At 67.0% G+C, this 11,762-nt stretch carries 12 protein-coding genes; 4 read left to right on the top strand and 8 right to left on the bottom strand.

Annotated elements, in window-relative coordinates; genetic code table 11:
- Nucleotides 1-89: 89 nt before the first annotated feature.
- The 5 genes from ACIBJG_RS36320 to ACIBJG_RS36300 all read right to left on the bottom strand — a co-directional run bounded on the left by ACIBJG_RS36320 (nt 90) and on the right by ACIBJG_RS36300 (nt 3,475).
- Nucleotides 90-722, bottom strand: a complete 633-nt coding sequence (locus ACIBJG_RS36320) for an NADPH-dependent F420 reductase (RefSeq protein ID WP_399314271.1) — start codon at nt 720-722, stop codon at nt 90-92.
- Nucleotides 723-1,005: 283 nt separating this feature from the next.
- A complete protein-coding gene (locus tag ACIBJG_RS36315; RefSeq protein WP_399314270.1) occupies nt 1,006-1,263 on the bottom strand; it encodes an LLM class flavin-dependent oxidoreductase in 258 nt (85 codons plus the stop codon).
- Nucleotides 1,264-1,523: 260 nt separating this feature from the next.
- Nucleotides 1,524-2,090, bottom strand: coding sequence for a VOC family protein (locus ACIBJG_RS36310; RefSeq protein ID WP_399314268.1), 567 nt, complete (start codon nt 2,088-2,090; stop codon nt 1,524-1,526).
- A 138-nt stretch (nt 2,091-2,228) separates the two neighbouring features.
- Nucleotides 2,229-2,600: a DoxX family protein gene (locus tag ACIBJG_RS36305; RefSeq protein WP_399314267.1), complete on the bottom strand. Its 372-nt coding sequence runs from the start codon at nt 2,598-2,600 to the stop codon at nt 2,229-2,231.
- Between the two features lie 263 nt (nt 2,601-2,863).
- Nucleotides 2,864-3,475 (bottom strand): NADPH-dependent F420 reductase, encoded by a 612-nt coding sequence (locus ACIBJG_RS36300; RefSeq protein ID WP_399314265.1) that lies wholly within the window; start codon nt 3,473-3,475, stop codon nt 2,864-2,866.
- Between the two features lie 170 nt (nt 3,476-3,645).
- On the opposite strand from ACIBJG_RS36300, the gene ACIBJG_RS36295 reads away from it, so the two are divergent.
- On the top strand, nt 3,646-4,119 hold the full coding sequence (locus tag ACIBJG_RS36295; RefSeq protein ID WP_399314263.1) for a MarR family winged helix-turn-helix transcriptional regulator: 474 nt from the start codon (nt 3,646-3,648) through the stop codon (nt 4,117-4,119).
- 660 nt (nt 4,120-4,779) lie between these two features.
- On the opposite strand, the gene ACIBJG_RS36290 is transcribed toward ACIBJG_RS36295, so the two are convergent.
- Nucleotides 4,780-5,706, bottom strand: coding sequence for a LysR family transcriptional regulator (locus ACIBJG_RS36290; protein ID WP_399314261.1), 927 nt, complete (start codon nt 5,704-5,706; stop codon nt 4,780-4,782).
- Nucleotides 5,707-5,825: 119 nt separating this feature from the next.
- Here ACIBJG_RS36290 and ACIBJG_RS36285 point away from each other — a divergent pair, with 119 nt between their 5' ends.
- The 3 genes from ACIBJG_RS36285 to ACIBJG_RS36275 all read left to right on the top strand — a co-directional run bounded on the left by ACIBJG_RS36285 (nt 5,826) and on the right by ACIBJG_RS36275 (nt 8,072).
- Entirely contained in the window at nt 5,826-6,773 is a 948-nt protein-coding gene (locus ACIBJG_RS36285; RefSeq protein WP_399314275.1) for an NAD-dependent epimerase/dehydratase family protein, read from the top strand.
- Nucleotides 6,774-6,824: 51 nt separating this feature from the next.
- Nucleotides 6,825-7,319 (top strand): SRPBCC domain-containing protein, encoded by a 495-nt coding sequence (locus ACIBJG_RS36280; RefSeq protein ID WP_399314260.1) that lies wholly within the window; start codon nt 6,825-6,827, stop codon nt 7,317-7,319.
- A gap of 249 nt (nt 7,320-7,568) precedes the next feature.
- Complete coding sequence (locus tag ACIBJG_RS36275) at nt 7,569-8,072, top strand: SRPBCC domain-containing protein (RefSeq protein ID WP_399314259.1); 504 nt, start codon at nt 7,569-7,571, stop codon at nt 8,070-8,072.
- 153 nt (nt 8,073-8,225) lie between these two features.
- On the opposite strand, the gene ACIBJG_RS36270 is transcribed toward ACIBJG_RS36275, so the two are convergent.
- Together ACIBJG_RS36270 and ACIBJG_RS36265 are read right to left on the bottom strand one after the other, a co-directional pair.
- Nucleotides 8,226-10,604, bottom strand: a complete 2,379-nt coding sequence (locus tag ACIBJG_RS36270) for a glycoside hydrolase family 65 protein (protein WP_399314257.1) — start codon at nt 10,602-10,604, stop codon at nt 8,226-8,228.
- Entirely contained in the window at nt 10,601-11,341 is a 741-nt protein-coding gene (locus ACIBJG_RS36265; protein ID WP_399314255.1) for a beta-phosphoglucomutase family hydrolase, read from the bottom strand. The genes ACIBJG_RS36270 and ACIBJG_RS36265 overlap by 4 nt, the downstream gene beginning before the upstream one ends.
- Nucleotides 11,342-11,762 lie beyond the last annotated feature (421 nt).

Genomic DNA, 11,762 nt, shown 5'->3' with positions numbered 1-11,762 from the left:
GACCCCAAACCGTTCACATGGACCAAGAGCGCCGACGAAATCCTCAACTCGTTATCGAAATATATTGCCAGGATTTCCGGCGCACGACACTAGCGCATCCGCTTGATGAGGTGCAGCTCGAGTCCCGACAGCGGAGCCCCGACCTCGTGCATCGCGCCGCCGACGGCGAGCGACCCCAGATCGACTGCGGCGAAACCGGCGCCGCCGAGCATGCCCATGACCAGGTTCTTCGCCTCCGGGTCGTCGCCGGACGCGAACATGACCGTGCGCGGCCGGTCGGCGCTGAAGTCCTCGATCCACTCCATCGGCACGTTACTGATCGACTTCACCAGTCGCGCGCCGGGAGCCCACCGGGCCACCAACTCACTCGACGTCGAGCGGGTCTCGGCCAGCACGGCACGCGACTTGGTCACACCGGCCAAGCTGATGTCACCCTCGAGCTCGGCGTGCGCGTTCATCGCGTCGACCAGGATCCGCCCGGTCCAGTCGACGCCCTGCAGTGCTTCTTCGGCCTGTCCCCAGCGGACCGAGATGATCACGACGTCGCTCTCCACGACCTGGTCTTTGGTTTCCGCGGTCGCGCCCGGCCCGAACTCCTTGATCAACCCGGCGAGCGTCTCGGGCCCTCTCGAGTTGCAGACGGCGATCGTGTGACCGGCATTGAGCAGGTGACGGCCCATAGCGTGGGTCACTCGGCCGGCCCCGATGAATCCGATGCGCATTTCTCCATACTCCTCTTGTCAGCGATGGTCGCGATGTCAGCACGCGCTTGAGCTTGTGATCAAACATGGACAGAGGTCCCGGCACCTTCAGCGTGCGGGCGCCGGTCCGTTCCACGCGAACCGGCGTAGATCGGGGCAGCCGGTGATTTCCAGCCGCCATCGATGACGAGACTGGTGCCGGTGATGTAAGTGGCTTAGGGGCCGGCGAGGAAGAGGCACGCTGCGGCGATCTCTTCGGGTCGGCCGGGGCGTCCTTGTGGGATGCGTCCGAGCCAGGCGTCCATCAGGGGCATGTTGACGGCTGGCGCAGGGGCAGTCTCAGTTCGTCGCCGGACATTCCGATTCGTTCGGTGCGCGCGGCGACCCAGCTCAGCAGGGTCCAGGTGTCCAGCAAGGTGGAGTTGTAGGAGTGATCCTGGAAGTCGACGAAGTCGTAGCCGAGCCGCTCACTGAGCTGCGCCAGCTCGACCGGCCGTTGTACCGGGCAGTTGGCAGGAGAGATGAACGTTCCGAACCGCAACGGGTGGCCATAGTCAGGCATGGCTGTGAGACTCCGTCCTGCGCAGCGGGTGAACTACCGTTGCGCTCCATTCAGCGAATCGGTTCAGGCAGTGCTGCAGGACGTCCGCGCTGCATTGCCAGCCGTCCAGGACTTCTTCGATGGCAGGTCCCGCGCCACGCGACGCGCCGATGAGCGCGTGAGGCGACCTCACACTTGAGCCGCGCCGCGTGGCGTGTCGACCTATGCCGGAGGGGAGTTCGGTTCCACGCTCCCCCGTGGTCGTGCGTGTGCCTCGCCGCCTAGCTCTTGGCCGGCGTGGTGGGGGTGTGGTCTCCGGTGATGTACCTGCGCATCATCTCGTGGGCGCGCTCGGTCTCGAGGCGGTACATCTCCTCGTGGCCGTCGGGGTCGACGGCGAACTCGACCAGGAGGCGGTTCGGGTCGAAGACGTATAGCGAGCGCAGGACCCCGTGGTCGATGTAGAAGTGCTCGTAGCCGTCCGCTTCCACTCGCTTGCGGATCTCCTGCTGCTGCTCGTCGTCGACCTTGAGCGCGACGTGGACGCTCATTGGCTGCTCGGTGCCGACCATCGTGGCCTGCACGGCCGCCTCGGAGTAGTTCATGAACGCCATGAATCCGCCGTCGGCCAGGCCGAAGAAGGCGTGGCCGATGAACTCCGATCCCTGGCCCTCCGGCACGGGCTCGATCCAGAACGTCCTCAGGGGCAGGCCGGCGATGTCCTCGTAGAAGTGCCGGGTCGCTTCCAGGTCGCTGGTGTAGAAGTTGTTGTGGTGCATCCGCGCCGGCGGGCGAATCCCATGCGGGGCCTCGGTGGCGGTGCCTGATTCCGTGAGCGTGGACGGCATCTTTTCTTTTCCTTAGTCAGTGGTCGGGAAGCAGATGCGGATGAACGGTGACGGTCCGCGTGGAGAGGTGATCTCGCGATCACGCGGCCGGCTTTGCCGGGTAAGGACGAGCTGCGGCGCCGCGGCTCACAGCCTTGGTCAGGAGGCGAGGACGAGAGTGACGGCGGCAGCGATCGCGATGATGGTCAGGATGACGGGTGCCATCGAGTGGCCGCGGGTCTCGGGGTTGGCGTAGTCGCCGGACTTGGCGTGGAAGCCAACGGCTCCGACGAGTACGACTGCGAATCCCAGGGCGGCGGCAACGCCGATGGGCCACCAGAAGAGACCGGCGAGGAGCCCTACGGCTGCGGCCAGCTCGGCCAGCCCGATGAACCGGACCAGCGGGGCGCTGAGGCCTCCCGGAGACTGCAACTGGGCTGGGATGCTGCCCTTGAGCAGGGCTTTCGGTACTCCGGCGGCCAGCCCGACAACGGCGAGCAGAACGCTCAGTACGGCGGCGAAGACATACACGGGTCATGCCTTTCTGGAGAGTGACTCGGACCGCCCCCGTTTTGAGGGGCCGGCGTCCGTGGAGGATGGGTGTGCCGGCGGGTTTCGCTGCTCACGCATGAGCGTTGCTGTGGTGCGATCTCGTCGATGGAGAGCGCTGTGGCGCGGCGACCCGGCCGGGGCCGGGAGCCGGCCGCCGCGGTGTGGCCGGTGGCGCCGGACACTGAGGCGGGACGGCTCGTCGGGGCCGGCCGTGCCGCCCATGGGAGGCAGAACGCGGCCACTCAGGTGAGCGGCTGTTCGGTGAGGTTCCTGAGCACCAGTGCGCCTGGAGCCTCGATGAGGCGTCCGCCTTCGTCGATCCTGCCGAGTTCCACGGGCGACAGGCCGAGTGTGCGGGCGAGCTCGGCGATCCGGGAGCCGGCGTCGTCGGAGTCGCTGGAGACGAAGACCACGCGCTTGCCCTGACCGGAGGGCACTTCGGCGGCGAGCGTCTGGGCGGGAAGCTGGTTGAAGGCCTTCACGATCTGGGCGCCGGGCAGGACCTCGGCCGCGTACTGCGAGGAGAGCCGGCCCTTGAGGATGTCGCCCGCGTTGGGCGCGTAGTGAGCGTTGGTGGTGTCGACCACGATCTTCCCGTTCCAGTCGGGCAGGGCGTTGCCGAACGTCTCGACCGCGCCGAACGGGATGGCCATGAAGATGACGTCGCTCGCCAGTGCCTCAGTGAGCGTCACGGCCCGGACTGCAGAGCCCCAGGAAGCGGCGAGTTCGCCGATCGAGCGCGGTCCGCGGGTGTTGGCGATGCTCACCTCGACTCCGGCCCGGGCGAAAAGGCGCGCCAGCGCCGAACCGATGTTTCCGGTGCCCACGATGGCGTAGCGGGTGTCTGTAGACATGTGTGTTTCCCGTTCCAGTCGATTGCCGAAGGCTGTCGGGACGGCAGAGCGGCTCCGTCGCCGCGTGCCTGTCTGCGGCGCCAACCTCCGCCGACCAATGTGGTTGAGGTGTTAACCAAACACTACGGCTGGCTGGTTAACGTGTCAACCAAAGCGGTAGGGTGGACTTCATGGATGAACCGCGATGGCTGGACGAGCATGAACAGCGAGCTTGGCGCAGCCTCATGAAGATGCAGGCCGGCCTGTCCGCATACATCGAGCGGCAGCTGCGCACCCACAGCGGGCTGTCCTCCGCCGACTACCAGGTGCTGGCTCACCTGTCCGAGGCACCCGAGGGTCGCCTGAGGTCGTTCGCACTCGGGGATGTGCTGCAATGGGAGAAGAGTCGCCTGTCGCAGCATCTGACCCGCATGCAGAACCGCGACCTCATCCGCCGCGAGCGATGCGCGACCGACCAGCGAGGGGCAGTCGTGGTCATCACCGAACAGGGCCGCGCCCTCGTCGAAGCAGCCGCCCCGCTCCACCTGGCTGACGTGCGCAATGTGCTGATCGACCACGTGACCCCTGCACAGATGGACCTTCTGATCGAATTGGGGGACCAGGTGGAGGCGCGACTCACCGTGGTCGATCAGAAGCCGGGATGAGCCCTTGCGTACCCGCCGGGCTGACGCCGACCGTGCCGTCCGAGTCTCGCCCGGGGTGCTGATGAGGGCCCGTCATCGCACCAACCGCCCTCACCCCGGCACTCGGATCCAACGAAGAAGACGATGCGGGTCGATGAGCCTCGCCTTCAAAGAACAAACGCATTCTGAAGATCACCGCTTCAAGATTGAATAGGACCGAGAACCTTCAAATCCCCTTCAAAAACCTGGGTCGTTCAAGAATTCGGGAACGCCGATTTCCGACATGATCCAGGGCCATGAGTGACCTTTCGGAGTCGTTCGGGCACCCCGAACTCCTTGTCGCCGAGCCGCTGGTACGCACCGAGATCAACATCGGGTACGCACGGTGTCGAGCGGCGGGCAGAAGCTCGACCGGCAGATCGATGCCCTCACCGCCGCCGGATGCCGGAAGATCTTCGCGGCCGAGAAGTCCGGCCGGAGCACCCTCCGCCCGTAGCTGAAGGCGTGCCAGGCCTTCCTCGACGCCGGACACCCTTGTCGTCCCCTCGCTCGACCGCTACGGCCGCAGCCTCGAGGAGCTCATCATCCGAGTCGATGGGTGCTGACGCCGCCCACGCTGTTGGTCGCCGGCGAACGACCTGGTCGCCTACCGTCTCAGCGGGGCCATCCTCAGGCGGGCGGTCACGCCTTCGTGGGAGTCGAGTTGTCCCCTCCGAGCTGAGTTCGCACGTCGCGGGGCACGTGCACCCCGTGCTTGCGCATGTTGGCGACGAACCGCGCGGCGAGCGGGTCGAGTGTGGTGGGGGTGACCGCCACCAGTTGCCTGACCCAGTGTGGTGAGAAGGATCGGACCGCGCCCGGGAAGCCGGCGCTGATCGCGCTCACCGGGCATACCGCGACCCCGAGGCCGGCGGCCGCGAGTTGCGGGGCTGCGACCGTCACCGATGTCCTCATCACAGGCTCCGGGCGGACTCCGGCCTTGGTGAGGGACCGGTCAAGCCACGTGCTGAGGCCGTTGTCCGGAGCGAAGTGGACAAGGCGCACTCCATCAAGATCCTGTACGCGGACGACGGGCTGCCGGGCGATGGGGTGGTCCGTTGGTGCCGCCAGCACGATTTCCTCGTCGGCGACCACAGTGGCCGTGAAGCGGTCGGGCACCGGAGCGGGCATCAGCACCACGTCCGCTTCGTCGGCGTCGATGAAACCGTGAAGCTCTTCTGCCGACGTGGATTCGCGCAATGTGATCGTCACCGCGGGGTGACGGTCGTACCACTCGCGAACGACCGGTGCGAGCACGGAGATCAGGCTCTGCGCGCAGGCCAACCGGAGCGATCCCCCGGTCGCCTCGCCGACGGCGCGGGCCGACCGGACCGCGGAGGCAGCCGCCTCGATCGCTCGTCTGGCATCCACGACGGCGGCACGCCCGGCAGGAGTGAGTTTGACTCCCCTGGGTTCGCGGCGAAGCAGGATCGTCCCTGTCTCGCGTTCCAGCGCGGCGAGTTGGTGAGAGACAGCGGGCTGCGACGAATGCAGCAGCCGTGCAGCCTGTGTGACCGACCCGGAGTCCGCGACCGCGACAAGGCATTCCAGCGCCCGAAGAGAAGTCATGTCGAAATTTTATCGCAGCCCACCGAAGTATGAATCTTTTCGAGGGAATGGCTCGTGACCGGAGACCGCTTCACCCCGTGAGACCTTCTCGCCCCGAGGCAGGCGAGAGGCCGGTATCGATGAAGGAGAGTTTCATGGCACGAGCATTCGTCACAGGCGGTTCGGGGTTCATCGGCCAAGTGCTGGTCCGTCGGCTTGTCAGTGAGGGGCATACGGTCCGAGCTCTGGTCCGAAGCGAGGAGTCGGCCACCAAGGTGGCAGCGCTGGGCGCGGAACCCGTGCGGGGCGAGCTGACCGACTCGGCCACGTGGCGGGACGCGGTGAAGGGCAGCGAAGTGCTCTTTCACCTCGCTGCCGAAACCGAGATCTCCAGCAACCGTGCACGTCAGGAGGTGGTGACGGTCGGCGGCACTCAGGCAGCAGTGGACGCGGCCCGCTATGCCAAGGTTCCCCGGTTCGTTCACTGCGGAACCGAAGCCGCGCTCCTTGCCGGCGACCCCCTCGTGGACGTCGACGAAACCGCACCGCTGCGGCCGGACTCGGAAGCCGTCTACTCTGCGGTGAAGGCTGAGGCCGAGGCGATCGTGCTCGACGCGAACGCGCCGGGATTCGCCACGGTGTCGATCCGGCCCAGGATGGTATGGGGTCCCGACAGCATCCTCATCGACATGCTGATCGAGATGGTGAAGGCGGGGCAGTTCGCCTGGATCGAGGGCGGTCGCCACACGACTGAGATCACGTTCGTCGACAACTGCGTCGAGGGCCTCGTGCTCGGATGGCAGCACGGCCGGCCGGGCCAGGCATATTTCGTCACCGACCAACACCGCGTCACCTTCCGCGACTTCTGGGAGACCCTGTTCGAGATTCATGGCGTCGACAAGCCGACCGCCGAACTGGACGCCGTGACTGCCGCCCGTGCGATCCCCGTGCCTGTTCGCTGGTTCCTCGGGCAGACGTGCACCCTGCGGACCGACAAGGCCGTAGCCGAACTCGGGTACAAGCCCATCGTCTCGCACGCCGCCGCCCTGGAGGCCGTCAGGAACTCGGTGGCCGTCGCCCGCGCGTGAAGCGCCGTCCACGTTCAACCGGCATACGTCAGGAGCCATCTGGAGATTTCTGTGTTTGAAGCGATAAATTGGCCGGAAGCCCTGGCCCCAAGTCGCTCCCCGATCCACTTCACCGACGAGCTCGAGGTCGAAGCTTCTCCTGAAACGATCTGGTCCCTGCTCGTGGACCCCCGGACCTGGCCCACCTTCTACCCCGGCGTCGAACATGTCCAGCTGCTTGACGGCCACGAATCGCTGCACCTCGGAACTCGATTCGCAACCAACCTGGCCGGCCAGGACGTTTTCGCATCCGTACAGGAGTTTCAACCTGTAACGCGTATCGCCTGGGGTGGTTACCCCAAGGCGTCGGAAGCATCCAAGGCCTACCACGCTTGGATCATCACACCCACGCCGAGAGGGAGCCACCTCTGGACCGAGGAGACGATGCAAGGCCCGCTCTGGATCGAATTGGCGAAGCAGGATCCTGAAGTCTTCTGGCGCACACACGAGAACCTTCTCGCGGCACTCGCCAAGGTAGCGGCCGAGCCTAACAATCGCGCCGGCTGACTCGTGGGTACAGCGGACTGCCGAAGGCTGGAGTCAGTACGCAGCACCAGCGGGATGCGGTCCTCCCGCGACAGCTCCAGGGGTGCCCCCGCCGCGGACCGCCCACAGCCTCACATCGAACCACAGCGACCAACTCCTCGAAGCGACTTGAGCTCTGCCGGGTGAACGGACTTTCCGTCCAAACGCCTCGGACAGCAGTTGGCGAATTGAAGCGTTCTCTCCAAAACGCTCGGACAGGAAAGACAGCGAATGTACGACAAGGTGAATTGGCCCCAACGGTATGACCCGAAAACGTCGGCTCTCTACGCGCTCAACGATATCGACGTGAAGGCGCCGCCTGAAGTGGTGTGGAAGCTGCTCGTCGATGCCGAGAACTGGTCGAGCTACTTTCCTCCCGAAGATCAGGTCAAGATCCTGGGCCATGAGACAGTACTGGAGCTCGGAATCACGTACAGCCGAGTGACGGTGGGTTTTCCCATGACTCTCAACGTGACGGAGTATGAGCCCTTCACCAGGCTCTCGTGGGAGACGACGGTCGACGGCGACGAATCCGGTTCGAGCGCGTACCACGGCTGGGTAATCACGCCCACGAAAAGTGGTTGTCACGTGCTGACCGAAGAAACACAACAGGGCTCCTTCTTCCTCGAGGAACTCGGCCACAAGCATCCCGGCGCGGTCTACCGCTATCACCAGGACTGGGTCGAACGTCTCGCCCGTGCCGCAGAAGCGGAGGTGGCGAAACCCGCGGCCTGATCCGCATACATGCACGGGCGTGGGCGAGGCCCTGACCTGGACCGGCGCCTGCCCCACCTGTCACCGCAACATGCCAGACCTCGCACCAACATGACCAAGCACTACTTGGCGTGCCACCGATACACAGGGCAGAGCTCGCCCAGTCACGCCGTCTCATCCCTGCTCCGGGCCCCACCGGTCGGCGACGCCCGGACGGCGGTGCGGTGGCTGTTCAGGGGTGGGCCGCCGCTTCGGCGCGGAGATGGCGAGGGTGACGGGCCCCTCCCCGTTCACGTGCGCCTCCGTCCCGTGGTGGTGGATCGTCAGGGGATCGCCGAACAGCAGCGAGTACGTCGCCCTGTCGGGCCCGACCTCCACCTGCAGGCACCGGCCGCGGAACTGGAGCCGGAAGGCGAGGCGGCTGAACTTCTCAGGCAGGCGGGGAGTGAAGCGCAGGCTGTCGCCGTCCCTGCTGGTGCCGCCGAATCCGGCGACCAGTGCCATCCACGTACCGGCCAGCGAGGCGATGTGCAGTCCGTCGCGGGTGTTGTGCTCCAAGTCGGCCAGGTCCATCAGGGCGGCCTCAGTGGCGTAGTCGTAGGCCAGCCGCAGATGCCCGGTCCGGGCGGCGACGACGGCCTGGCAGCACGCGGACAGGGAGGAGTCCCGTACGGTCAGTGGCTCGTAGTAGGCGAAGTTCGCGGCCATCTGATCGTCGTCGCAGTGGGCGTCGAACCAGTTGCCGCAGGTGTACATGGCCAGCACGAGGTCGGACTGCTTGACCACCTGCTTGCGATAGATGTCGAAGTAGGGGAAGTGCAGCATCAGCGGATACTGGTCGGCGCCCGTGCCAGCGAAATCCCAGCGCTGGTGGTGGGTGGAGCCGGCGTGCTGTTCGTGGACGCCGATCTCCTCGTTGTAGGGGATGTGCACGGCCTCGGCGGCGTCTCTCCAGGCGGCGCTCTCCTCCTCGTCCACGCCGAGCCGGGCCGCCTCCTCCGGATGGCGTTCGCACACGTCGGCCGCGGCGAGGAGGTTGGAGCGGGCCATGAGGTTGGTGTACGTGTTGTCGTCGACGACGGCGCTGTACTCGTCCGGCCCCGTGATGCCGTCGATGTGGAACACGCCGTGGTGGTCGTGATGGCCCAGCGAGCGCCACAGCCGGGCCGTCTCCACCAGGAGTTCCAGGGCGGTCTCGCGTTCGAAGTCGGTGTCGCCGGTCACTGCTGTGTAACGCACCGCGGCGTGCGCGATGTCGGCGGCCACGTGGAAGGCGGCGGTGCCGGCCGGCCAGTACGCGGAGCCCTCCGAACCGTCAATGGTCCGCCACGGGAACGCGGCGCCGCGCAGCCCGAGCTGGGTGGCGCGGTCCCGGGCGGCGGGCAAAGTGGCCTGCCGCCAGCGCAGCGCCTCGGCGACCGCCTTGGGCGCGGTGTAGGTGAGGAGGGGCAGCACGAACATCTCGGTGTCCCAGAAGGCATGGCCGTCGTATCCGGAACCGGTCAGCCCCTTGGCCGGAATCGCGCGCTGTTCGGCGCGGGCGCCGGCTTGCAGCACATGGAACAGGGCGAAGCGGACGGCCTGCTGGATCTCCTCGTCGCCGTGCACCTCGACGTCGGCGCGGGCCCAGAAGTCGTCGAGGTAAGCCCGTTGCTGGGCCATCAGTTCGTCCCATCCGCCATGTGCGGCGGCGGCCAGCGCGGCCTCGACCTGGTCGCTCATAGCGGGCCGGGAGCGGGCGCCCGACCAGCCGTGGGCGACGGTCTTCTGCACCCGCAGCCGCTGTCCCGGGTCCAGGACGGAGGTGATGGTCAGGCGGGCGACGTCCGTGTTGCTCTCGCTGCTGGTGGTGATCTCCCCGGGGGCGTCCACGACGTGGTCGGCGGCCACGGCGACCCTGAGGCCGCTGCGCCGGGTGCGGTGGACCAGACGCAACCTCGACCCGATGGCCTGGTCCTCCTCCGGCTCCAGCGGGGACTGCAGCGCCTTGGCCGTCCGCGGGTCGCCGTCGGAGGAGGGCAGACTCTCGTTGGTGACCAGCTCCGACTGGATGACCACCCTGGTCCTGCTGTCGACGGGTTCGACCTCGTACTCCACGGCGGCGATGGCGCGCTGGGTGAGGGAGACTAGGCGAGTGGAACGCACCCGGACGGTCGTACCGGCCGGGGAGGTCCACTCGCAGCTCCGCTCCAGCACGCCGCGCCTGAAGTCCAGGGTGCGTTCGTGCTTGCCGAGCCGCCCGTAGCGCAGGTCGAAGGGCTCGTCGTCGACAAGTAGCCGCAGTAGCTTGCCGTTGGTGACGTTGATGACGGTCTGGCCCGACTCGGGGTAGCCGTAGCCCGCTTCGGCGTAGGGCAGCGGGTGCAGTTCGTATACGCCGTTGAGGTAGCTGCCGGGCAACCCGTGCGGTTCGCCCTCGTCAAGGTTGCCGCGCCAGCCGACATGCCCGTTGGACAGGGCGAAGACGGACTCGCTCTGCGCCAGGAGGTCGAGGTCGAGAGCCGTCTCGCGCACGCGCCAGGGCTCCACGGTGTACGTCCGGTTGGTGATCACGCGCGGCCTCCGAGTTCGGCGAGGTCCTTGACGACACGGTCGGCGCCGTGGGCGTAGAGGGCGTCGGTCTGCCCGACGCGGTCGACGCCGACGACGAAGCCGAAGTGCCCGGATCGGCCCGCGTCCATGCCGGCCAGCGCGTCCTCGAAGACGGCGGCGCGGGACGGCTCGACGCCGAGGTCGCTGGCAGCGGCCAGGAAGGTGTCGGGGTGTGGTTTGCCCGGCAGTTTCCGTTCCCTGGCCACCACACCGTCGATCCGTACGTCGAACAGCCGCTCGGCGTCGATGGAGTGCAGTACGTCGCGGGTGTTGGCGCTGGAGGAGACGATCGCGGTGGCGAGTCCGGCGGCGCGGACCGCGTCGATGTAGTGCAGCGTGCCCTCGTAGGGCTCCACGCCGTCGGTGCGGATCTTCTCCAGGAGGAGTTCGTTCTTGCGGTTGCCGACGCCGTTGACACTCTGCGTGTCCGGCGAATCGCCGGGGGTGCCCTCGGGCAACTCGATGCCGCGGGAGGCGAGGAAGGAGCGGACGCCGTCGGCTCGGGGGCGGCCGTCGACGTACTGATCGTAGTCGGAGTCCGTGAAGGGGCGGAAGTCCGCTCCGTCCCGCTCGCGCAGGAAGGCGTCGAAGGTCGCCTTCCAGGCGGCGGCATGCACCACCGCCGTCCTGGTGACCACACCGTCGAGGTCGAAGAGGCAGGCCTGGATGTCCTCGGGAAGTCCGAGCTGTGTCGTCATACCCCCACAGTTCCCCGCCGGGGCGGGGCTCATCAGACGACACGCTGTGGGGTGTGCCGCTGACCTCCGACGACCAGCCGGGCTGTGCTCGCCGACTCTCCCCGGACGGGCGGCGCGCGCTTCTGGGCCATGGCGGCAAGTCCCGGGGCGGGGAAGTCGATGTGCGCCGAGGATCTGGTGCGCAGTTGCACGGCGCGGGCGAGCCGTGGGTGGTGCACATGCCATCTGGGCTTGGAGTGTGCTGCGCGGTGTCGACATGAGCAGATCCAGACCGGCCTCCATCTCGACGGGTTCAGCGTCGGGGACGAGGAAATCCGGAGAGTAGGCCTGCAGCGGGTACAAGCGGGTCAGGTGGTGGACGACGCCGGTCAGGTTCGCCTTCGCGAGCCGTCGTCGAACCCGCAGACGCCATGGGTCGAAG

It is taken from the genome of Streptomyces sp. NPDC050422 (genome assembly GCF_044458665.1).
Classification (GTDB): Bacteria; Actinomycetota; Actinomycetes; order Streptomycetales; family Streptomycetaceae; genus Streptomyces.
The sequence above is the reverse complement of the archived record's forward strand: the minus strand, read 5'-3'. Positions and strand labels throughout refer to the sequence as shown.